18 protein-coding genes and 2 pseudogenes are annotated in these 22,610 nt (G+C 66.5%); 11 read left to right on the top strand and 9 right to left on the bottom strand.

All coding sequences use genetic code 11. From position 1 onward, the window contains the following. Positions 1-69: 69 nt before the first annotated feature. Positions 70-516: pseudogene (locus tag ABZW16_RS35390) on the top strand (DNA-directed RNA polymerase subunit beta); the annotation flags it as partial. Here ABZW16_RS35390 and ABZW16_RS35385 read toward each other — a convergent pair. Then, complete coding sequence (locus ABZW16_RS35385; RefSeq protein ID WP_354960475.1) at positions 511-1,431, bottom strand: LLM class F420-dependent oxidoreductase; 921 nt, start codon at positions 1,429-1,431, stop codon at positions 511-513. The pseudogene ABZW16_RS35390 and the gene ABZW16_RS35385 sit on opposite strands and share 6 nt — an antisense overlap. Positions 1,432-1,496: 65 nt before the next feature. On the opposite strand from ABZW16_RS35385, the gene ABZW16_RS35380 reads away from it, so the two are divergent. The 3 genes from ABZW16_RS35380 to ABZW16_RS35370 all read left to right on the top strand — a co-directional run bounded on the left by ABZW16_RS35380 (position 1,497) and on the right by ABZW16_RS35370 (position 7,071). After that, positions 1,497-5,441 (top strand): hypothetical protein, encoded by a 3,945-nt coding sequence (locus tag ABZW16_RS35380; protein ID WP_354960474.1) that lies wholly within the window; start codon positions 1,497-1,499, stop codon positions 5,439-5,441. A gap of 485 nt (positions 5,442-5,926) precedes the next feature. Further along, positions 5,927-6,439: an RDD family protein gene (locus ABZW16_RS35375; RefSeq protein WP_354960473.1), complete on the top strand. Its 513-nt coding sequence runs from the start codon at positions 5,927-5,929 to the stop codon at positions 6,437-6,439. A gap of 86 nt (positions 6,440-6,525) precedes the next feature. After that, a complete protein-coding gene (locus ABZW16_RS35370; protein ID WP_354960472.1) occupies positions 6,526-7,071 on the top strand; it encodes a gluconokinase in 546 nt (181 codons plus the stop codon). Position 7,072: 1 nt separating this feature from the next. On the opposite strand, the gene ABZW16_RS35365 is transcribed toward ABZW16_RS35370, so the two are convergent. Further along, positions 7,073-7,306 carry a hypothetical protein gene (locus ABZW16_RS35365; protein ID WP_354960477.1) on the bottom strand — a complete coding sequence of 78 codons (234 nt, stop codon included), beginning with the start codon at positions 7,304-7,306 and terminating at the stop codon, positions 7,073-7,075. Between ABZW16_RS35365 and ABZW16_RS35360 the strand changes: the two are divergent. After that, positions 7,193-8,008: pseudogene (locus tag ABZW16_RS35360) on the top strand (phosphatase PAP2 family protein); the annotation flags it as partial. The gene ABZW16_RS35365 and the pseudogene ABZW16_RS35360 overlap by 114 nt on opposite strands. 17 nt (positions 8,009-8,025) lie before the next feature. Here ABZW16_RS35360 and ABZW16_RS35355 read toward each other — a convergent pair. The 3 genes from ABZW16_RS35355 to ABZW16_RS35345 all read right to left on the bottom strand — a co-directional run bounded on the left by ABZW16_RS35355 (position 8,026) and on the right by ABZW16_RS35345 (position 11,202). Further along, positions 8,026-8,826, bottom strand: coding sequence for a M50 family metallopeptidase (locus tag ABZW16_RS35355; protein WP_354960471.1), 801 nt, complete (start codon positions 8,824-8,826; stop codon positions 8,026-8,028). A gap of 51 nt (positions 8,827-8,877) precedes the next feature. Further along, entirely contained in the window at positions 8,878-9,933 is a 1,056-nt protein-coding gene (locus ABZW16_RS35350; protein WP_354960470.1) for a Gfo/Idh/MocA family oxidoreductase, read from the bottom strand. Between the two features lie 1,035 nt (positions 9,934-10,968). Then, the gene (locus ABZW16_RS35345; protein ID WP_354960469.1) at positions 10,969-11,202 is read right to left on the bottom strand and encodes a hypothetical protein; all 234 of its coding nucleotides are present in this window, start codon (positions 11,200-11,202) and stop codon (positions 10,969-10,971) included. A 443-nt stretch (positions 11,203-11,645) separates the two neighbouring features. On the opposite strand from ABZW16_RS35345, the gene ABZW16_RS35340 reads away from it, so the two are divergent. The 5 genes from ABZW16_RS35340 to ABZW16_RS35320 all read left to right on the top strand — a co-directional run bounded on the left by ABZW16_RS35340 (position 11,646) and on the right by ABZW16_RS35320 (position 16,651). Next, on the top strand, positions 11,646-11,843 hold the full coding sequence (locus tag ABZW16_RS35340) for a hypothetical protein (RefSeq protein WP_354960468.1): 198 nt from the start codon (positions 11,646-11,648) through the stop codon (positions 11,841-11,843). After that, complete coding sequence (locus ABZW16_RS35335; protein WP_354960467.1) at positions 11,840-14,515, top strand: helix-turn-helix transcriptional regulator; 2,676 nt, start codon at positions 11,840-11,842, stop codon at positions 14,513-14,515. Before ABZW16_RS35340 ends, ABZW16_RS35335 begins: the two co-directional genes overlap by 4 nt. A 443-nt stretch (positions 14,516-14,958) precedes the next feature. Next, the gene (locus ABZW16_RS35330; protein WP_354960466.1) at positions 14,959-15,408 is read left to right on the top strand and encodes an SRPBCC family protein; all 450 of its coding nucleotides are present in this window, start codon (positions 14,959-14,961) and stop codon (positions 15,406-15,408) included. Continuing rightward, positions 15,401-15,841 (top strand): MarR family transcriptional regulator, encoded by a 441-nt coding sequence (locus ABZW16_RS35325; RefSeq protein WP_354960465.1) that lies wholly within the window; start codon positions 15,401-15,403, stop codon positions 15,839-15,841. Before ABZW16_RS35330 ends, ABZW16_RS35325 begins: the two co-directional genes overlap by 8 nt. Positions 15,842-15,934: 93 nt before the next feature. Next, entirely contained in the window at positions 15,935-16,651 is a 717-nt protein-coding gene (locus tag ABZW16_RS35320; protein ID WP_354960464.1) for a methyltransferase domain-containing protein, read from the top strand. Between the two features lie 11 nt (positions 16,652-16,662). Here the strand turns inward: ABZW16_RS35320 and ABZW16_RS35315 are convergent, their stop codons facing one another. From ABZW16_RS35315 to ABZW16_RS35300, 4 genes are all read right to left on the bottom strand, one after another. After that, positions 16,663-17,604 (bottom strand): tellurite resistance/C4-dicarboxylate transporter family protein, encoded by a 942-nt coding sequence (locus tag ABZW16_RS35315; RefSeq protein ID WP_354960463.1) that lies wholly within the window; start codon positions 17,602-17,604, stop codon positions 16,663-16,665. An 829-nt stretch (positions 17,605-18,433) separates the two neighbouring features. Next, positions 18,434-19,249: an NAD(P)H-binding protein gene (locus tag ABZW16_RS35310; RefSeq protein ID WP_354960462.1), complete on the bottom strand. Its 816-nt coding sequence runs from the start codon at positions 19,247-19,249 to the stop codon at positions 18,434-18,436. Positions 19,250-19,533: 284 nt separating this feature from the next. After that, positions 19,534-20,274 (bottom strand): SDR family oxidoreductase, encoded by a 741-nt coding sequence (locus ABZW16_RS35305; protein ID WP_354960461.1) that lies wholly within the window; start codon positions 20,272-20,274, stop codon positions 19,534-19,536. Positions 20,275-20,357: 83 nt separating this feature from the next. Further along, positions 20,358-21,290: an NADP-dependent oxidoreductase gene (locus ABZW16_RS35300; protein WP_354960460.1), complete on the bottom strand. Its 933-nt coding sequence runs from the start codon at positions 21,288-21,290 to the stop codon at positions 20,358-20,360. 82 nt (positions 21,291-21,372) lie between these two features. Here ABZW16_RS35300 and ABZW16_RS35295 point away from each other — a divergent pair, with 82 nt between their 5' ends. Continuing rightward, entirely contained in the window at positions 21,373-21,942 is a 570-nt protein-coding gene (locus ABZW16_RS35295; protein ID WP_354960459.1) for a TetR family transcriptional regulator, read from the top strand. Positions 21,943-22,610 lie beyond the last annotated feature (668 nt).

Below are 22,610 nucleotides of genomic sequence, written 5' to 3'. Positions count from 1 at the left end.
CCTCGGGGTGTGATCGAGAAGCGCTACCCGAGCTGGTGATCGCTCAGTGCCAGGCTGGAGTGATCGGTTCTCCTGAAGCTGCACCACCTGGTCGACGATAAGATCCACGCCCGTTCGACCGGTCCGTACTCGATGATCACCCAGCAGCCGCTCGGTGGTAAGGCGCAGTTCGGTGGTCAGCGCTTCGGTGAAATGGAGTGCTGGGCCATGCAGGCCTACGGCGCTGCCTACACGCTGCAGGAACTGCTCACCATCAAATCCGACGACATCGCTGGCCGCGTCAAGGTGTACGAGGCGATCGTCAAGGGCGAGAACATTCCGGAGCCGGGCATCCCGGAATCGTTCAAGGTGCTCCTCAAGGAACTCCAGTCACTGTGCCTCAATGTCGAGGTGCTCTCCGCCGAAGGCGCCGCGATCGAAATGCGCGACGCCGAGGACGATGAGATCGATCGGGCGGCCGCAAACCTGGGAATCAACCTGTCCCGCACCGAATCCGCCACCGTGGACGATCTATAGCTGTGACATCACCTCGGCCGCAATGAGTTCCAGGTGGGCCAGGTCGTCGAGGTCGAGGATCTGGAGGTAGATGCGGGAGGCGCCGATCTCGGCGTAGCGGGCGATCTTGTCGACCACCTCGGCAGGGGAGCCCGCGAGCCCATTGGTCTTCAGTTCATCGACCTCACGGCCGATGGCGTCGGCGCGGCGGGCCACCTCGGCGTCGGAGGCGCCGACACACGCCACCAGGGCATTGGAATAGACCAGATCGTCGGCGCGGCGGCCGCGGGCCGCGACGGCGGCGCGGACGCGGTCGAATTGGCGGGCGCTGTCCTCGATGGAGCCGAAGGGCATATTGAATTCGGTCGCGTAGGTGGCCGCCAGGCGCGGGGTTCGGGTGGCGCCGTACCCGCCGATCAGGATCGGCACCGAATCCTGCACCGGCTTGGGCAGCGCGGGGGAGTCGGTGAGCTGGTAGTGCTGTCCGTCGAAGGTGAATTTGTCGCCGACCTTGCTCGCCCACAGTCCGGTGATGATCGCGAGCTGTTCTTCGAACCTGGTGAATTTGTCCTGCGGGAACGGGATGCCATAGGCGGTGTGTTCATCGCCGAACCAGCCGCTGCCGAGGCCGAGTTCGACTCGGCCGCCGGACATTTGATCGACCTGGGCGACCTGGATGGCCAGCGGTCCGGGCAGCCGGAAGGTGGCGGCGGTGACCAGGGTACCGAGCCGGATGCGCTTGGTCTCCCTGGCCAGTCCGGCCAGTGTGATCCAGGCGTCGGTCGGGCCGGGCAGGCCGTCGGCGCCGCCCATGGCCAGATAGTGGTCGGAGCGGAAGAACGCGTCGAATCCCAGATCCTCGGTGGCCTTGGCGACGGTGAGCAACGTGTCATAACTGGCACCCTGCTGTGGTTCGGTGAAGATGCGTAGCTCCATGCCTACCATGGTGCCCGAAATTGATCTTGTAGATGGTCCGTGCGTGCGCCACCTATCATTGGCCCGTGGTTGGCGCGGTCGAATCGGAATCCGAGCTACGGAAGGCATCGCCGAGGACGGTATTCGCCCAGCGCCTGATGAGCCTGTTCGAGGCCGCGGGTAATCCGAAGCTGCGGCAGGTGGCCAGCGCGGCCGAGGCGCGGATGAAGGCTTCCCGCGGACCCGTCAAGGGGAGTGCGGCATCGCTGCAGCGGATCAGTGACTGGCGCTCGGGCCGCAATGTGCCCGCGCAATTCGAGACGCTGCTGCCGGTTCTGCTGACGCTCATCGATCTGAGCAAGACGTCGGCCACGCCGGTGGACCGTGTGCTGGTGGATCTGCCGCAGTGGCGGCGGCTGTGGCATGCGGCCGTCACCTGGAAGCCGGAGACCGATCCGGCCAGTGCGGTCTGCCCCTATCGGGGCCTGACCGCCTATCAATCCGATGACGCCGCATGGTTTTTCGGCCGCGGCCGGGCCACCACCGAATTCACCGAGTTGATGCTGAGCACGCTCGATGCGGCGACCGGGGGCGGCATTGTCGCCCTCGTCGGCGCATCGGGCGCGGGCAAATCCTCGTTGCTGCACGCGGGCTTGATCCCGACCGTCCGCAAGATCGAAAAGGATTGGCAGATCACGACTCTCACCCCCGGTGCGCGACCACGGGCCGCGCTGGCCGAGGCGGTGGGGGATGCCTGGGCGACCGGCAAATACGGTGTGCTGATCGTGGACCAGTTCGAGGAGCTGTTTACCGCCTGCCAGGACGAGCAGGAACGCGAGGATTTCCTGACCGAGCTGGCAGCACTGGCCGGGCCGCATGAAAAGCGGTGGGCAACAGTAGTTTTGGCTATCCGAGCCGATTTCTACGCACCGTGCCTCGACTACCCGATCCTCGAGGACGTGCTGAACAATCGCGGCTACGTACTCGGTCCGATGCGCCTGAGCGAACTGTCCGAGGCCATTACCGGCCCGGCCGCCGCGGCGGGCCTCGAACTCGAACCCGGATCGGTCGAGTTGGTGGTCACCGAACTGTGCGGTCTCGGCGATCATCAGCACCGGCGCAGCTACGATCCCGGCGCGCTGCCGCTGCTCTCCCATGTCATGGCGGCGACCTGGGAACATCGGGAACGACTTCGCCTGACCGTGGCCGGATACCGCAAGGCGGGCGGCGTCACGGGTTCGGTCGCCGCGACCGCCGAACAGGCCTGGGCCGGACTCACTGTCGCCCAGCAGATCGAGGCGAAGTCGCTGCTGCTGAGCCTGGTCAGCGTCGGACCCGATGGCCACGACACCAGGCGTCGCGCAGCCCGCGCCGAATTGCTCACCCGGGCAGTGGATTCCGAGGCGGCCGATGCGGTCCTGGAGACGCTGGTCCGCGCCAGGCTGGTCACCTCCGATGCCGACAGCGTCTACTTCACCCACGAAATCGTGCTGCGGGCCTGGCCCCGCCTGCGGGCCTGGATCGAGGAGGACCGCGTCGGCTATCTGGTGCGCCAACGGCTGGAAGCCGATGCGGCGGACTGGGTCTCCTCGGCCAGCGATCCGGCGCTGCTGTATCGCGGCACCCGGCTGGCGACGGCGCAGGAAGCCGCGGACCGGCATCCGGCCACCGAGACCGTAGCCGAATTCCTCACCGCCGCACAGATTTCCCGCACTACATCGCGACGCTGGGCCGCCGCGACCCGCATGGTGCTCGCACTGCTCGGCGTCGGCGTGCTCGTGTTGGGCATCGCCGCGTACGGCCAAGTCAGATTGAAGGACGAACAGCAGGATAATGCCCTGCTGTCGGCGCTGCTCACCGAGTCGGAGAGTCTGCGTAGTACCGACCCGACCTTGTCGGCCCAACTGGACCTGGTCGCCCATCGCCTCAAACCCGATGACCCGGAGGTGAATTCGCGGCTGCTGAGCACGCAGAACCTGCCGCTGGCGACGCCGCTGACCGGCCACGCGGGCGCGGTCAACCAAGTCGCGTACCAGCCGGGCGGCGCACTGCTGGCCTCCGCGGGCGAGGACGGCACCGTCCGGCTCTGGGATCTCGCCGACCGCGCGCATCCACAGCCGATGGGTACGCCGCTGAACTGCGATGGCGCGGCGATCTCGGTGACCTTCAGCCCGGACGGAAAACTCCTGGCAGCGGCCTGCGGCTACGCATTGCAGCTCTGGAGTGTCCAAGACTCGCGGCATCCGGTCCTGGTGGCGCGCCCGACCGGCGGCGGGGTGACCCAGGTGGTCTTCGGCCCCAGCGGACAGATCCTGGCGGCGGCCGACAACAATCGCGCCGTCACGCTGTGGAATCTGCAGAATCCGGCAGCGCCGATGAGAATCGGTGCGCCACTGCTGATTCCACAGCAGATCCGATCGATGGCATTCCACCCCAGGGGATCCTGGCTCGCCGTCGCCTACGACGACGCGATCCAACTGCTGACCGTCGACGGCGCCCCGAAACCGCTCGGCGCGCCGATTTCGATACCGGCGCGGCCGGTGCGAGCGGTGGCGGTCGGCCCCGATGGTGTCACCCTGGCGGTCGGCAGCGGTGGCGACTCGGCGTGGTCGGAGAACCGCGGTGATGCGACTGTCGGACTGTGGGATCTCGCCGATCCGCTCCGGCCGGTCCTTCGCACTTCGTTGCTCGCGGCGACCAAATCGACGGTGCGATCGCTGGCATTCAGTCCGGACGGGGACACCCTGGCGACCGGCAATCGCACCGGCGTGACGGTCTGGAATATCGCCGACCGCGCCGCCGCGACGCCGCTGGGTGAACCGCTGCTGGCATCGTCGTCGCCATGCCCCGAGGTCAGTACCATGGTGGTCTGTCAGGACGCGCAGAACTCGCTGGCCTTCGGTCCGGACGGGCATACCGTCGCGGCTGCCGGAGCGCTCGGCGTGGTCCGGCTCTGGTCGCTGGCACCAGCCGTCCTCGGCGGACGGTTCGGGTGGTTGCCGGTGCCGCCCGCGTTCAGCGCCGAGGGCACCATGGTGACCGGCGCGATCAATGGCCAGACCGAGCTGTGGGATGTGCGTGACCGCGCGACCCTGCGCAAACTGGCCGATCTCGGGCCCGGCCCCACCGAGCTGTACGCGGCCGGCGCCTCGCTGAGCCGCGACGGGCGCACGGTGGCCTCGACTGTCGGGACGCCGCCTCGGGTCCTGCTGCACGATGTCAGCGATGCCGCCCACGCGCGGACGATAGCGGAGCTGCCCGGCGTCTTCGCCGCGATGTTCAGTCCGGGCGGTCGCTATCTGTGGACCATCGCGGCCGATGCCGCCTTTTCGTTCCAGGTGTGGGATCTGGTCGACCCCGCGCATCCGGTCCCGCTCGGTAACCGGATGCCGCTGTCCACCGGAGGGTGGGGCGCGTTCGCCATGTATGGTGCGCGGGACGAGCTGATGGCGACGATGGCCTCGGATCGCACGGTTTCCGGCCAGATCGGGTATGTGATCCGGCTCTGGGATCTGTCGAATCCGGCCGAACCGCGCGTGGTCAGCGAGCTTCCGAGCGAATCGGCCAAACCGTTCGGCTGGATCGGCATGACACCCGACGGTAAGACCCTGGTCAGTCTCGCCGCCGACACCCTGCAGGTCTGGGATATCACCGAGCCCGCCAGGGTACGCAAACTCGGCGAGCCCATCGCCACACACGGTTTGAACGTGCTCTCGGTCGACTTCAGCCCGGACAGCGCGACGATGGCGACCTCGAGTGCGGATTCCACGGTGCGCCTGTGGGATTTCAGCGACCGCGGACATCCGAAACCGCTCGGCCACTCCATCACCGTGCCGAGCACCACGACGTGGCAGTTGGCCTTCGATCCGGCGGGCCGCTATCTGGTCGGCACCGGCAACGGGGTGATGAGCATGTGGGATCTGGATCCGCAGCGCGCGATCGCGCGCATCTGCGATGTCGGCCGCGCGGTGCTGACCCGCGAGGTGTGGCAGGCGCATATGCCGCGGATGGCCTACCGACCGCCCTGCTGATCAGCGTGCACAGAAGGTTCGCACGGCGGCGCCGCCGAGCATTTCGTCGCGTGTGTCGTCGGCGCCGGATCCTCGGCGCGCGCGGTGCCGGGCATTGCCAAAACGATGAGCCCAGCGGCGACCAGCGCCCTGACCGAAGTCGTCACCGAATTCCCCTCCCGCGCCATCCCGGCCTGTTCCGAGACATCAAGTTACCGCAACCGGGCTGGTCCGACATTCCGGCGTTCCGGTCCGGAATTCCTGTGTGAGCCCGTGAACTGCGCGTATACGGCACTCGGCGGGCCGATCGGTAGCTGCGTGCCCGGCCCGCCGCATAGCGTTCGGTTGTCGGCTTGCTCCGGCGAACCATCCGGAAATCGAGGTCCGGAATGACGTGCGGGAATGGGAATCATGTCGGCCGGGCCATGTGGAGGGGAGTTCGGCGGACAGACTCCTGTTCCCGCCGCACGCCCCGGATCGCCACCAATCACACCGAAGGGGATTCTTTGAGCACGCCCGGCACCGCTTACCTCATCATCCCGTCCGGTCGATATCGGCTCGCGGGCATGGGATCCCGGCTGGGCGCGCGGCTCATCGACACCGTCATCGTCGGCATTCCGATCGGTATCGTCGCCGCGGTCGTCATTGTGAGCGCGGACTCATCGAGGGAGTTCGCCACCGAAACCGAAGCCGGAATCGGCGTCGGCACCGCACTGCTCGTCGTGCTGCTCGGCTTGGTCGCCAGCGTTGCCTACGAGGTCGGCCTGACCGCGACCCAGGGCGCGACCTTCGGCAAGAAGGTGCTCGGCATCCGTGTCGTGCGTGCCGATACCGCGGCCGCGCCGGGGGAGGGCATCGGCGCTGTGGCCGCATGCACCCGCTGGGCCGCCCTCGTCCTGCCGAGTGTGGTCTGCGGCGTCTGGGGCGTGCTGTGTGCGTTGTCGCCCTACTTCGACAAGCTCGCCCGTCAGGGCTGGCACGATAGGGCCGCGAAAACCTTTGTCCTGGTGGCGTCCTAGTGAGCCGGGAGCTTGCTCCCTACCGCTAGGGTCGAAAGCCCGAGGAGTCGTCGGCGCGTGCCCGGCCGAATGAGTGCGGAGGTCCAATGAGGATGACGGGCGGTGGCCGGATGACGGGTGGGCCCGAACGGTCGGCAGCGCCGGTCATCGTCGTGATGGGTGTCTCCGGATGCGGAAAGTCCACGGTGGGTGTGCTGTTGGCCGACACGCTGCACATCGAATACGCCGAGGGGGACGACTTCCATCCGGCCGCCAATATCGCGAAGATGACGGCTGGGGTGCCGTTGACGGATTCCGATCGCGCGCCGTGGCTCGATATCGTGGCGGCCTGGCTGGGGGAGCGGCAGGAGCGCGGCGGCGTGGTCAGCTGCTCGGCGCTCGCGCGGAGTTACCGCGATCGGCTGCGTGCGGCGGCGCCGGGGGCGTTCTTCGTCCATCTGGCCGCATCGCGTGCGGAACTGGCCCGGCGAATGGCTGAGCGCCGAGGCCATTTCATGCCATCGACGCTGCTCGATTCGCAGCTCGCGGCATTGCAGCCATTGGCTTGCGACGAGCTCGGTGTCACCGTCGATGCGACGAAGGATCCCGCCGAACTGGTCCGCGAAGCGGTCACGGTATGGGAGTCGAACTAGCTCAGGTCCGGTCGGAGTGCGTGCGGCTGCGCCCGAGGCGTGTTGCGGCCAGCCAGGCGATACCGATGATGATCAGCGGAATGATCAGCAGCAGTGGAACCGTCGCCGCACCCGCGATCGGATGCAGCCAGCCTGCGACGGAGTCGCATACGGCGTCGATCAGCGCACGAGCCAACTCCGCCACTGGAGAGTGCTCGTCCGGCCCGGTGCTGGCATGGTCCGGCCATCGATTCACGGCCAACACCCTACGACATCGGATCGGCGTATCCAGCATTTCCGCAGGAGAACACTCAGCAACTTCTCAGCGCCGATCTGCAATCGTGTTGGAATGACGAATCGCCACGCCCCGCCGCTCCCCGTTCCGGTCTGGGGTATCGCAGTGCTGGCCGCGGTGGTCGTCGGCATCACCGTCAGTGTCCTCGGCCACGACGGTGTCACCGTGATCGACCGGCCGGGAACCGATTGGATCGTCGAGCACCGTGCCGCGGTGGTGACGCCGGTCGCGATCGGGATCAGCGATCTGGGCGGCACGCTGCCGATGTCGGCGTTGGCGATGGTGCTGTGTCTCGGGCTGGCCTGGCGTCGGCGGTGGGCGGAGGCGGTGCTGGTCGGTGTCGCCACCGGGGGCGCCGGAGTGCTCGTCGTGGTCGGCAAGCACCTGATCGGCCGCAGCCGCCCGCCCGCGGCCGACCATCTCGTCACCGAGACCAATCAGGCCTTTCCGTCCGGACACAGTCTCGGCTCGATCGTGGTGATCGGAGTCCTTGTCGCGGTGGTACTTTCGCGACCGCATCGCCCGGCCACCCGCTGGATCACGGTCGCTGTCGCCGCGGTGTTCGTTGGGGCCGTTGGCCTTTCCCGATGGTATCTGGGCGTGCACTGGCCCACCGATATTCTCGGCGGCTGGGGTATGGGCGCGCTGTGGCTCGCGCTCTGCCTTGCGGCGTACCAGATCTATCGGCCCGATAAGGCCGGTGCCGTGCAGGTGGCGTCGGAGACATTGGGGATACACACGCCCGCGGCCTCGGACAGCAGCAGCGCACCGCCGACCAGCGCGGCGACGGCGACCGCGCCGAAGACGAACACCCAGAGCAATCCGGGGAGATGAGTGAGCCGGGCGAGCTGATCGGCATCGGAATCCGCGCCCTGCGGCATATTCCAGCGCCGAACCCGGCCACGTTGCAGTTCGATGACCGGCCGGGTGCCCGCGAGCAGCAGGAACCACGCGCCGAGGTAGGCGAAACCTGCTTGCACCGTATCGGTTCCGAACCAGGACACGGCGAAGACGATGGCGCCCAAGCCGAATACCGTCAGTAGTCCGTAGACGTTGCGCACCTTGATCAGCACGGCGGCGAGCAGGGCGATCGCGGTCCACAGCATCAGCGTGATGCGGTTGGCGCCCAGTAGCGCGGCGAAGCCGAGACCGAGCAGCGGTGGCGATGGGTAGCCCGCCATCGCGGTGAGAATCATGCCGAGGCCGTAGGGTTTTCCGCTCGATACGGTCAGGCCGGAGGTGTCGGAATGCAGGGTGATGCTGTTGAGTCGGCGACCGGTCAGCAGCGCGGTGAGCGCGTGACCACCCTCGTGCGCGATGGTGACCACATTGCGGGTGACCCGCCACAGCGGGCTGTATCCGACGAGAATCAACGCCGCCGCCGCTGTCGCGAGAACCAACCACCACGGTGGTGCTGCCTGGGTTGTGGTGAGCCGGTCCGCGATGGAGGCGCCGTGCTCGACGAATTCCGCTGTTTGCACCGCCGCACCTTATCCGGCGACGGTGAGCTTCGCTGCTCGGTCGTGAGCGGATCAGGCGGTGACGGCCTCGCCGCGGCTCGCCGATAGTCGGGCGGCGTCGAGCAGTCGCAGGGTGGTGATGGCATCGCGCGGGTCGACCGGAACGGGTGTGCCGTCGAGGATCGCGGCGGCCATGCCGGAGTAGAACGCGGGGTAGTCGCCCGCGAGCGTCGCGACGGGTTCGACGGCCGGTTCGGCGCCGAGCACGCCCCATCGTTCGGGTTCGACGGTGCCCCAGGGGCGGTCACTGTCATCGGGTCGGCGGCCCGAACGCAGCGCCTCCTCCTGGGGGTCCAATCCATAAGTGACGTAACCGGATTCGGAACCGAGTACCCGAAAACGAGGCCCCAACTGCGGTGTAACCGCGCTCATCCATAAGTGTGACCGCACGCCCGAAGTGTGGGTGAGTGCGACGAAGGCGTCGTCATCGGTCTGGATGCCGGGCCGGCGCCGATCCAATTCGCCGTATACCGAGCGCACCGGACCGAAGAGCGTCACCGCCTGGTCGATGAGATGGCTGCCGAGATCGAACAGCAGACCGGCGCCCTCGTCGGCGGAACCGACCTCGCGCCAGCCGCCCTTCGGCACCGGCCGCCACCGCTCGAAGCGGGATTCGAACCGGCGCACATTGCCGAGTCGCCCGTCCGTGATCAGCCGCCGCACCGTCAGGAAATCGCCGTCCCAGCGCCGATTCTGGAATACCGACAACTCGACACCGGCGCGCTCGGCCCGCGCGATCAGATCCTCGCCCTCGGCCACGCTCACCGCGAACGGTTTGTCGACGACCAGCGGCAACCCGGTGTCCAACGCCTGCCGCGCCAGTGGCGCATGCGTCCGATTGGGCGTCGCGATGACCACTAGATCGATATCGGCGATATCGGCGAACAACGCCTCCGCGCTCGGCACCACCCGCACCCCGGGATGTTCGCGCCGCGCCTGCTCGGCCCGTTCCGGCGATCCCGTGACCACCGCCGCCACCCGCATGCGCGGCTGCGCGGCGATCAGCGGCGCATGGAAGACCGATCCGGCCAAACCGTATCCGACGATGGCGACCTGAAGTCTGCTCATCGCTGCGACGCTACCGCCGAACCGCCACGGGGCGCAGTGCGGGCACGATACAGGCGAGATCTCGAAATCGCCAGAGCCGCCTGATCCGGCAGATGCGAACGCCCATCAGCACACCGGGCGGGCGGGCCTAGCGTCCAAAACCTGGCCAACTTGTCTGAGAATGATCCAACGCATTCGTGGATGTACCGAGTCGAGCTTGGTGAATCGAGCGATCTTGCTCGGACGCTAGACCAGCAGGTGGTAGCCGTCGAAGATTGGGACTTCCAACGAGGGGCATGCCAGGCCCGAGGCCAGCAGCACACTGCTTCAGGAATAGTCGTGGTTCGAGTCTTGAACCTGCTCTGAAGGGCACGATTGTGTGTCTGCCCGGCCACAGCCGAATGAAAGCCGAATCCGCGCGAAGGCCTCGGAGGCGAGCATGCTCCGAGGCCTTCGTCGTCACAGGGGGAAGCAGGTGGATACTCAGTTGCCCGAACCGAGCAGCATCCGCGCGATGGTGCCGCCCATGGCCACCTTGTAGGCGCTTCACAGCTCGTCGGTGAGCGGGAGCGGCTGCTGGTGGCGAGTGCGCTCGATCTCGGACTCCGGGGGGTGTTGGCGCACCATTGCGCCAGCTTCCGCAGCGACTTCTTTGTCGCTCAGGTCCGAGGGATGATCGATCACGCTGCAGTGTCTCGAGTATCAGGATCTGATGTGCAGTGTCTGCCTAGTCTGTGTGGGCGAAATTCATGGTTCTCTCCGTTCTTGTGTCGGTCCAACCACTCTCGCTCCGTACCGGGCGAGCAAGGTGAGTACTGCGGTACCCCATTTGAAGAGCACGCCAGCGCGTGCAGACCCAGAGATTCGCTTAAGAATCCGCTCCGCTGCATCGGCTGGCTCTCTCGCGCTGATCTCGGCCATCCCGGAGCGGCGTGGTCGCCGCGGATTGTGCGGTGCGGTGTCGCTGCGCGGCTTCGAAGGCCGATTGGGGTAGCCGGCTACTTCTTCGACCGCTGTTGCCTGCGGCAACACTCGAACTCGACCGGCACTCGTCGGCTACCGCGACTGGGGGGCGATTTCCCCAGGAAGATCGGACAGGAGAAATATCATGCGACGCAACATGATTCGCGCAGTGTTGGCTTCGTTGGTGGCGGCTGGGGCCGTCGCGGCGTTGCCTGGCATCGCATCGGCAGGTGTGGAGATACCGGACCCGATCGGGGGCAGGGAGCGGGTGAAAGTGACCGTCATCTCAACAGAACCCTTGCCGTTGAATTGCGCAGTCTCGGTCAAAGGCGCACCTCCGGTCACGCTCCCGGTCGCGATCGGCGGAAGGCAGAGCGTTGTGATCCCGCAGGTGGCACCGGGGCCCGGGACAGTGCACGTGGTGTGCCCGGGTACCACGGTGGACCGGACCCTTCCGGTGGATGTGGATTTGGCGAATCCCGCGTTGGACGCCATTGATTCGGTGTTCGTTAGCACGGGCAGCAGCGCGTTGGCCACCGACCCGACCTTGCGGTGATCCCACCACGCCATTAAAAGTTGATGTCCGGGCGGGTGACCACAGCCGCACCGTCCGGACACCAGTAGGTTGCCATGTCGCGCCCTTGTATGTGTATCGCGTGGACTGCTCGAACGGTTGCTTCCTGCAGTTCAGCCCTAGTTCGGGGCAGCGATGGATTGGGGTAGCGATTTACTGCAGTTCGGCGGGTGCTGGTTGGGAACGGTGGGGTGTTGTGAGTAATGACGAGCAGTGGCAACGGGCGGTGGATCGGTTGCCGTTTCCGTATGCGGCGGCGTTGCGGTTGCGGGCCGCCGGTGTCAGCGACGAGGTGATCGCGGAAGTCCTCAGCATCGAAGTCGATGCGGTGGGACCGTTGATGCGGATGGCGGAAGCGAAGCTGGCCGCGATCCGAGACGGAGACCGGCGATGACCACGCAGTTGCTCGACTCGATACCGTTGCGGGCCGTCGCTGGCTACTACCCTGGAGGGATGGTGGCCGAATGGCCGCTAGTCGGGCGGGCGGAAGAAATCAACTGGGTGTCGGAGTCCACGACACCCACAAACCTCGGTGTGGTGGTGGTCGGCCCTGCGGGGGTCGGGAAGACCCGGCTGGTCGCCGAGATCCTCGCCCGCGGGCGAGCCTCCGGCCGCGACTGCCGCTGGTTCGTGGCCACCCGATCGGCGCAGTCGGTGCCCTTGGGGGTTTTCGCCGCGATCGCCGAAACCAGCGCGATCGATCCGCTGCGCCGGATCCGGGATGTGGTCGCCACGCTGACCAAGACCACCTCAACCCAACCGGTGCTGCTGGGAATCGATGACGCGCACCTGCTGGACGAGCAGTCCGCACTCGTGCTGAACCAGATAGTGCGCCATCAGCGGGCGAGCGTGCTGATCACGGTGCGCAGCGGCGACACCTCGCCGGACGCGATCCGCGGACTGTGGAAAGACCACCTGCTAGACCGACTGGACCTGCAACCCCTGTCCGAGGAGGAGACCACCGAGTTGGTCACCCGAGTTCTGGGTGGACAGGTCGAATCCTCGGCCGCGGCAGCGCTGTGGCGCTATACGCGCGGGAACGTGCTGCACCTGCGCCACTTGGTCGACGGCGAACGATCCGCAGGTCGGCTTGCTCTGCGGTCGGGGGTGTGGGTGTGGGTGGGCCGCCCGCAGGTGTCAGCACCGTTGGCCGAACTCATCGAAGCCAGCATCGCCCGCCAACCCGCCCCCGTGCTGGGCGTGGTGGACATGCTGTCGGTCGCTGACCCCCTAGAGGTCGACGTACTGGCCTCCCTCACCGACCCAGGCGCCGTTGAGTCCGCCGTGCAGGCCGGGCTGATCAGCCTCGACACCGCAACCATCCCACCGGTGGCGCGGTTGATCCACCCACTGCTCGGGGAAGCCCGTCGAGCCCACACCGTCCCTTCGCGGTTACAGACTTTGCGCGGCAAGGTCGCCACTGCGCTGGAGATCTGTTGTACCGACACTGGTCTCGTTCAGTGTGTGCGTCGCGCGGTGCTGGTGTGCGACTCGGATCTGGCCCCGGATGCCCAGCTGTGCAGGGACGCGGCGGTAGCGGCATTGAAGCTTGCCGACCCTGTTACCGCCGAACGGCTCGCACGCCGAGCTGTCGAGGCCGGTGGGGGCCGCAGCGCGCGCCTGCTGCACGCGGGCACGCTGACGCACTGCGCCCGACTGGATGAAGCCCTTGCGGTGAACATGGCACTGCGACAGAGTGGCTGCTCCGAACGGGACCGCGTTTTTCTCATTCTGAACCGCGTGGGGATATTGACCGGCAAACCGGACTTGTCTACCGCCTCTCGCGAACTGGCCGGGGTCGAAACCGCTGCCGCCGCCTGTGGTTTGCGGCGCCCGTTCGACGCGCTCATGGGATGGGTTGCCAGCTTCAACAATCCCACCTTCGCGGTCGAGGCGGCGACCGCAGCCTTGAACTCGCCGGGCTGGTTCAGCGAGTTCTTCGAACTGTTCGCCCTGGCCGCCCTCGTCAGAGCCAATATGGTCTTGGGCCGTTACGGTGAGATGTCTGCGGCCGCCGACCGGGGTTACGCCCTCGCGCAAGAATCGGTCAACGCGGTCACCTTCTATTTCAACATCGGTATCCATCACCTCGACGGATACCACCGGGGCGGCTACCTCGACGACGCCGCCCAGTTGACCGAACGCCTCCACCAAGCGCCCGGGGACTTCCCTATCGCCTTCGGCTATCGCGCCGTATCCGCGGCCATGATGGCCTTGGCCTGCGGCGACCTGCCCACAGCGTGTGCACGCTCGCGCGAAGCGCTCGCCATCGCCGTTCCTCGAGACTCCGCCTGGGTGCCGCGCACCGCTCACCTGATCTTGGCCACTGCCACCGCCATGAGCGGTGACGCGAGAGCCGCGACGGCGCTGCTCAACGATTTCCAGCCGCGTGGCGTGGAATCCGAGGGCACTCTCCTAATCCAGACGCATGCCCTCGCCTGTGCCTGGGCCAGCGCCGCAGCCGGGGTCACCAGCCACGCCATCACCCTGGCCACTGAGGCCGCCACGATCGCGCACGTCCAGCACAGGCCAACTTATGAAGTCACGGCACGACAAACCGCGACCCAGTTCGGCGACCGCAGCCACGCCGATCGCCTTACCGAACTCACCACTCTCGTGCAAGGCCCTCGTGTCACCGCCGCCGCCCGGCACGCGAGCGCATTACGCGACAACGATCCAGATGGTCTGTGCGAGGCAGCAAGCAAGTACGAAGCGTTCGGCGACCGTATCGCGGCCGCCGACGCCGCGGCCCAAGCAGCTGACCTGTTCCGCCGCAACGGATACCGCGGCGCAGCGCTCACCGCCACCGCGACCGCTCGCCGACTCGCCGCCCAGACCGGCGCCGACACCCCCGCACTACGCGCGAACAGCACTCCCAGCCCGCTCACCGGTCGGCAACGCGAAGTCATCGCCCTCGTCGCGGCAGGATTGACCAACCGGCAGATCGCCGACCGGCTCGTCATGTCTGTGCGCACCGTCGAAGGACACCTCTTCCGCGCCTCCCAGAAAACTGGAATCAACACCCGAGAAGGGCTCGCCGCCGCCCTCGACCCCACACGAGACTGAACCCGACGAATGTCGAATCACGGGACTGGCCACCAGGTGTGTCACCTGTGTGATCGAGCCGAGTCGTGGTGTCGGGAATTGTTCGATTCCTGAACGCCCATCCAATTGGGCCGCCTGGTGTCGATGTTCGAAGTCGTGGTCGGCCATTTCCGGTGTTGGGACGCGCACGGCCGTAGCTGCGTTGCGCGGCACCCGATCTGGAGGGGCGTGGTGGGAGCCACTGCGCGCAACAGCGGTCGGCTGAAGTTCGTGCTGCACCAGCGGTTCTGGGCCAGAGCGGCGTCACGCCGAACGCCGCAAGCCGGTAGCAATCTGAAGCCGCTCCCGATCTGCGTGTCCTCTGCGGAGGATAGAGATTTGGCCCTTGACTTGTTGTTGCAACAGCATTTACTGTTGTCGCAACAACAAGTAATTCGCCGCTGGCGGAGTCAGGGAGTGTTCCGATGTATGTGATTCACGAAGAAGCTGTAATCACCGGAGGGATCGAGGAGATCTGGCGGGCGGCCACCGATGTCGCCAACTGGCCGTCCTGGGATCCGCATGAGGAGAAGGCCCGGATCGACGGGTCGTTCGCGCCGGGGACGACCGGCTGGGTGAAACCCAAAGGCGCGCCAGCCGGTCCGTTCACCATCATCGCGGTCGAGCCGGGACGTTCATGGACCAGTGAGGCCGGAATTCCGTTCGGCAAGATTCGCGGCCATTACACCTATGAACCGCTCGGCGACGGGACGGTGCGGGTAGGGAAGCGGATGGAGGTGCACGGTCCGTTCCGGCCGATCTTCCGATTGATCTGGGAGCGCGGCATCCGCGCCGATATGCATCTGACCATCGCGGCGCTGGAGGTCGAGGCGCGACGACTGGCGGGTGCGACGCAGGAGCCCGAACGTGGCTGAACCGCGGGGCCCGCTGATGAGCCCGGGGTTCTGGCTGCACCACGCCGCGCTGGAGTGGCGCGCCACCGTGGAACGCAACCTCCGCCCACTCGGCCTCACGCTGACGCAGTTCAATTTGCTCGCCTCCGCGGGCTGGCTCGGCAGACAGGGTGCGGAGCTGCCTACACAGCAGCAAGTTGTGGATATGGCGGGCGCGGACCGGATGATGGGGTCTCGGGTCATCCGCGTCCTGGAAGATCGCGCCCTGCTCGTCCGTCGCCCGGATCCCGATGACGCAAGAATCCTGCGCATCGAGGTGACCGCCGATGGGCGCGATCTCGCCCGCCGAGCCATCCGGATCGTCGTCGACACCGACCAACAGGTATTCGGGCCCGATAGTGACGCGCTGCGCGACCAGCTCAAAACGATTGCCGCCCGGCGTGGCGGGAGATGACGCGACATGAAAGCGGAGTGTGAACCTCCGCTTTCGGTTAGCATTACCTGTGTCGAGTTCCCCGTAGTTCTCATCGAAGCAAGGGGCGAGTTCATGACCGAAAGTGATGCTTTATCGCAGTTCGATCCGACAAAAATTGATTTCGAACAGGCATATCGGGCTAAAACGGTCGTCGAAGGCGTGCCGATGGGTCGGGTGCCGTGGGATATCGGCAGACCGCAGCCGCTGCTTGTCGAATTCGAGCATGCGGGCCGCATTGCGGGGCAGGTCCTCGATATCGGCTGCGGGCCGGGGGATAACGCCATCTACCTCGCGAGCCTGGGCTATCAGGTGGTCGGCCTGGATTCCTCGCCCACCGCGATCGACGAGGCCCGCGCCCGCTCCGCGGCTCGCGATGTGGCCGTCATCTTCTCCATCGCCGATGCAACCCGGCTCGACGGCTATGACGCTCGGTTCGACACGGTGATCAGCAGTGCGCTGTTCCATTGCCTCGCGCCCGAACAGCGCCGCGATCATATCGCCGCGCTGCATCGCGTCATGCGCCCCGGCGCTCGGCTCATCCAATTCTGTTTCGTGGACCGGGGACACAGCGAGGCGTACGCACCGCACCAGATCGGTGCGGCCGAACTGCGTACCAGCTTCGCGCCACCGGGCTGGTCGCTGAATACGCTGCGCACCGATCGGATGGTGGCGATCATGCCACCGGAACCAGTGCGAGATATGTTGACCGAGCGCGGAGTTGAGCTCGAGACCGACGAGACGGGCGCACTGTTGCTGCCGTTCTGGGTACTGGAGGCCGAGCGAATCTGATCGGGGGCCGATTACGCGGACCGATCGGATTCGAATGCCCTTCGGTCCGCGAGCAATACGGTGAACGTGAGCACCCACGCCCCGACCGCCACCACCATCAGCAGCTTGCCGAGCGTCTCCAGCGCGGACATATCGACGGCCGTACCGATGGCCAGTGCGGCAACAGCGGTCATGCCGAGCGGGAAGATGGTGGCCCAGCGCCGGATATCGTATTCGGGTCGTGGGCGGATCACCTCGGCGACCATCAGGATCGCATAGCCGAACAGGTTGAGGCCCAATACGATCAGCGCCACCACTCGAAGCATCTGATGCGGGAGGCCGGTCCACTGATGCGCGGCAACGAGTCTGGCGGCGGCCAGCGCCGAGATCGCTAGCGCGCCGGTGGCTACCCATTGATCGCCCGCGCCGATCCACACCTGCTGAATCTCGAAGTGGGCGAACGCTGCGGCATACACCAGCAGCCCCAGCCCGAAGAGCAGCAGACAAGCCCACGCGAGCCAATCGCCGAATTCGGCCTGCGCCAGCGTTCCGGCCAGTACGGCGAGCCCCTGCGTCGAAACGCAGACCAGGAATGCCACGCCGGGCATCCGGCGATTCCAGTGCCGCACCACCGCGAGCAGCAGTCCGGGCCACAGCACCGCCGCCACCGCCAACAGCCCGCACGCCGTAAGCTGCCAGCCCGCCAGCGATAACCGGGTGCCGAGCACCGTCGTCGCCGCGACGGCGGTCAATGCGGGCGGCGTATCGGCCTCGGCCTCCCATTGCTGCCGATGCCACCGCAGCCGCGTGCCGAAGTCGACCGCGAGCAGCACCCAGATCGCCGCCGCGAGCGCGAACACCAGCCACGAGACCGCCTCGAATCCGGTGAGATGCAGCCCCACCGACACGATTCCGGTCGCCATGACGAATGAGCCCGCCACCGGCGGTAGCTCCTGCCACCATCGCTGTGCCACCCGGCTATCACAACTCGAGAGTCGATCTTGGTCAAGCAACTCGGTAGCAAAGCGATTTCGGCGAGGCGGCTGTGCGATTTGCTGCCGGTGGGTTTTGATGGAGCCCGATAGTCGTGCACACCGTCCGAAGATAGGTGGCAGGATCTATGGCTCAACCCGATGCTCTGTTATTTCGGACCGACAAACTCTTTCACCGCGAGCAGTTGTCGCCCCGACCTGCACATCGTGCAGTACGTCGGCGGCCGGGAGGGTGACACCTCTTGCTGCGACCGCTATCCGCGACATTCGCGGCATCTTGCTGCGGATGTATCGGGAAGCCGGGCGGCGCACTGGTGATCCGGTTGCCGCATCGGCCGAGATCTAGGTCGATCCGATGCAGCGCGGAGAATATCAGCAAGCCAGAGGCAAATGCGATCTGGTGCGGGCGAATTGCGGATTGAGTCTCAATTTCGTGGCATTTCTTTAAGTTTCGACGAGAAAGCCCCAGATCCTGAGAACTCGGGATCGGAACTGTGTGGCTGTGACGAAGCACCACAACTGTCACTGATGTTGCTGCGGGGCTGGCAGTCTTCGGTAGGCGAGGCACTGCTTCTGTCATTGGATCGGCGACCTAGTTGTCACCGATCTACGCGCTCAGCGAGCGGTCCGGAGGATGGGCTTGGATGCCGCGGTGGTGCTGGGGCTCACCCCTGTGTGGTCGCACGTCTGCCAGTAGACCGAGTTCGCTGCTCCGGTACAGGTTTCCGACGATGCACGGTGGCGTTGCGGGCGGATTCTCGTGGTCGGCGTCCTGCAGGGCGGTCGGCGAGGCCCGCCGGTGAGCGTGGTGTCAGTCGGCAGCGAAACGCGCGGCATTGTCGGCGGCCCACCGGGCGAAGGTCGTCGCGGGTCGGCCGGTGACGTCCTGGACGCTGGTGATGGGCAGGGCTGTAGGAGGCACGTCGAAACTGGTGAGAACGTTGTCGACGTACCAGGTTGCGGTGTCGCCCATGGCGGGGGTCAGGGCGGTGATGGTGTCCTCGCGCGAGGACCGGTGGAAGGTGATATCGCGGCCAAGTGCATCGGCGAGGTGCCGGACGAGGTCGGTGCGGGTGAGGATCTCCGGCCCCGCTAGTGGGTAGGCGCGGCCGAGATGGGTGTCGGTCAGCAGGGTGGTGGCAGCGACGGCGGCAATGTCGTCCATGGCGATTGGCGCGCTCGCGGCGTCGGGCCGCGGCTCCAGGACGGCGCTGGTCTCGCGGATCTGGTGCGACCAGATTAGGGTGTTCTCCATGAAATCGCCGGGCCACAGATGGGTCCAGGCCAGGCCACTGTCCTCGACAGCCGTGCAGACGCTGCCCCACCAGCTCTCCGGTTCGCCGGACAGGTCGACGACATGCCGCACACCGGCCGCGCGGGCCAGCGCGAGCACCTCGGTGACGCTGTCGGGTGTGGGAGCCAGGTACATCCGCTCCACCCCCGCGAACGCCGCGGGCAGGGTGTCCGGTCGCCGCAAGTAACCTTCGGCCACCTGCACCGCGGAGGGGAGCGAGGCCTTCTGCGCGTTGTTGGTGAGCGCGCGAATATCGGTGGCGCCCAAGGCGAGCAGGTGGTCGACAACCTTGCGGCCGATGTTTGCGGTGGCCCCGGTTACCAGGATGGTCATCTGCGCCCTCTCCGGTGTGGATCGCTGAACCACCCCATCCTGCCAAAGACAATTCGAGCAACCCAGCCGCCGGACGGACGGCGACCACGGCCGGTGACAGAAATCCTGCCGAAGTGACAGATATAGCGCCTCACCACAGTGGCACCGTCGGTCACCCGCGGTCGGCGTTATTGTCGGTGGCCTGTGTCACACTCGCCAACGTTCACACCCCGAAAGTGGCGTGAGCCGACGACGCCCGAGAAGGGCGGTGCCTGCAACACCCATAGTGGTTTTCAGACACGCTGTCAGAGCTGAGTGCCACCGCCGTCCACGGCGAATTCGGCACCGGTGGTGTAGGTGGCGTCGAAGGCGAGGAACAGTGCCGCCTTGGTAACTTCGGACGGGGTTCCCAGGCGCTGCATGGGGATCTGCGCGGCAAGCGCTTTCGCCTGCTCGGCCACCTGCGGGGGCACTGGCTTGTCCAGGATCGCGGTGTCGATGGGGCCGGGGCTGACCGCGTTGACGCGGATCTTTCGTGGGAGCAGTTCCCGGGCCAGGCTGCGGGTCATCGAGCGTAGCGCCGCCTTGCTGGCCGCGTACGCGCTGAGCATCGGCAGGCCGAGCACGTTGACGGCCGAGGTGGTGAGCACTACCCCGCTGCCTTCGGGCAGCAGCGGAGCGAGTTTCTGCACCGTGAAATACGGGCCTTTGGCGTTGATTGTCAGCAGGTGGTCCAACAACTCCTCACTCGTCGCCTCGAACGGTGCGGAGCCGGTGACCCCGGCATTGGCGAACAGGGCGTCGACCGTGCCGAACTCGGCTTTCACCCGGTCGGTCAGGGCCTGGATATCGGACAATGACGCCGCGTCGCTGCGGATCGCGATCACGTTCTCGCCGAGCTGGTCGCGGGCGGCATCCAGCTTGTCCTCGTCACGCCCGGTGATCAGCACGCGTGCCCCTTCGTCCACGAGCGACCGCGCGGTGGCCAGGCCCAAACCGCTACTGCCGCCCGTGATTACGACCTTCTTGTCCGCATACTTGCCCATATCGAATATCCCTCCTGTTTCTGGAATCGGTGTGATGGTTGTCGTCCCGGCGGTTCGGCTCCGACCGGACGGTGGAGGCGGGGTCATAGCGTGATCACGATCTTGCCGTGGACGTGGCGTCCGGCTTGCTGTGTCACGGCGTCGCGGATCTTCTCGATCGGGAAGGTCGCGGCGATCGGCACGGTGATCTTGCCAGCGAGGATCGCGCCGGTGATCCGCGCCATGGCGTCCGGGCCCGCGTCGAAACCGCCGGTCGCGCGCACACCGCCGGGAGGATTGGCGCCCGCGGCGACCGTGGAGATCCGCTCGGGCGGAACACCCAGTGCGAGAGCGGTTTCGGCCGTTTCGGTGCCGAACAGGTCAGTGGCTGCGCTCACGCCGTCGGGAGCCAGTGCGCGTACCCGGTCCGCCAGTCCAGGGCCGTAGGTCACGGGCTCGGCGCCGAATCCACGCAGGAACTCGAAGGTGCCCTGCGAGGCCGTCCCGAGCACTCGGGCGCCGGCGAGCTTCGCGAGCTGCACGGCGAAAACACCCACACCTCCCGCGGCGCCGCCGATCAGCACGGTGTCGCCGGATCGCAGGTCGATCGCCGCCAACGCGGCGGCCGCGGTCATGCCGGCCACCGGAAGCGTGGCCGCCACCTCGTCGCTGATGCTCTCCGGCGTATGCCAGAGCAGCGCCTCGGCTGTCCCGGCATTCGTATCGGCCACTACGAAATCGGCGACGGCCCTACCCAGCGCGCCGCCGTAGACACGGTCGCCCACAGCGAAACCTGTTGCTTCGCTGCCGACTTCGTCCACCACGCCCGCGAAGTCGAAACCGAAGCCGGACGGCACGGTGATGCCGAACTGCGCCGCCGCCTCGGGCTGCGCGGCGATACCCCAGTCCATGGGATTCAGACCGGCGGCCGTGATGCGGATGCGGACCTCGCCCGGTCCGGCATGTGGTTCGGGAACCTCCCGCAGCTCCAGCACCTCGGGACCTCCGAACGTCTCGTAGATGACGGCTCGGCTCATGGGGACCTCCAAAAGGCAGTAACGGGACTTGGTCCCATCACTGTACCCGAGTGACGGGACCAAGTTCCAGTACCATGTCCCCATGGCCCGCTGGCAACCCAACGCATCACAGCGGCTCGTCGGCGCTGCCCTCGAGCTGTTCGAGGAGCGGGGCTACGACAACACGACGGTGATCGAGATCGCGGAGCGCGCCGGGCTCACGAAGAGCACCTTCTTCCGGCACTTCCCGGACAAACGGGAGGTCCTCTTCGGCGGGGGCACGATGACCGGACTACTGGTCGATGGGATCGCTGCGGCGCCGACCGGAGCCGGACCGCTCGAAGCGGTGGCGCACGCCCTGGAGGTGATCGGGCGCGAAGCCTTCACACCCGATCGCCGCGAGTTCAGTGCGCGGCGGCGGGCAGTGCTGGCCGCCAATCCTGAACTGCGAGAACGCGAGGCATTGAAGGAGCTCGGTCTCACCGCGGCGATGGTCGACGCGCTCGAGCGCCGCGGCGTTCCCGGCCTGACCGCGCGCGTGGCAGCCGAACTGGGCGCGCTCGCCTGGAAGCTCACCTACGAGCGCTGGAGCGACACGACCAACGGCGACAACTTCGGTGAACTTGCGCGGCGAACACTCACCGAAGTGCAAGCGGTCAGCGCCTTGTGCTGACCGCAGACAAGCGCAACCGCACTTTCGGGCAGTTGCCGCAGGAGTTAGAAGTTGAGCGGAAGCGCTTGTGGAAGGCGCAGCTCGGCGACGATTAGTTGTTTCAATGGTCTGATGGTGCGGCGCCTGATGGGGGGCACGTAGTCTCGGTAGCGTCTTGCCCCGTCTGGTCGCGAAGTGGCTGCGTGTTGGAAAGATCAGTGGTTGGATCGCCACCCTGGAGAATCGCGTCCATGCTTCCAGGTGCCCAGCCAAATGCCCGCTCGACTTGTTTATGCGTGTGCTCCATCATCCTGTGGTTGCCGGCTTCGAGCCCGCGTATCGTGGCCCTGGCCAGGCCGCATGCATACGCGAGGTCTCGCTCTGACCAACCTCTGGCCTCGCGCGCGCTGACAACGGCGTCACTCAGCCGCTTGAAGTCTTCGCTCATGTCTTCCTCCGGTGCACGCCCGCGAAACGAGTTCAGATGAAGGCTAGACGTCTTCGAGATCGTGCCGATCACCTGGAAGAACAAGCTCAGCCAGCTGGACCGGCCGCCCCGGCGCTTCGAACGCCCTGACAGTGACTGCGAGTACAGGCGTCCGCCGTCAACTATTAGTTGACGAGGACGCGATCGTCAACCTATGGTTGACGCATGGATCGACAGGTGCCGCTGCTGCGCGACGTGATCG

The sequence above is a fragment of the Nocardia sp. NPDC004604 genome (genome assembly GCF_040609795.1).
GTDB lineage: Bacteria > Actinomycetota > Actinomycetes > Mycobacteriales > Mycobacteriaceae > Nocardia.
The sequence above is the reverse complement of the archived record's forward strand: the minus strand, read 5'-3'. Positions and strand labels throughout refer to the sequence as shown.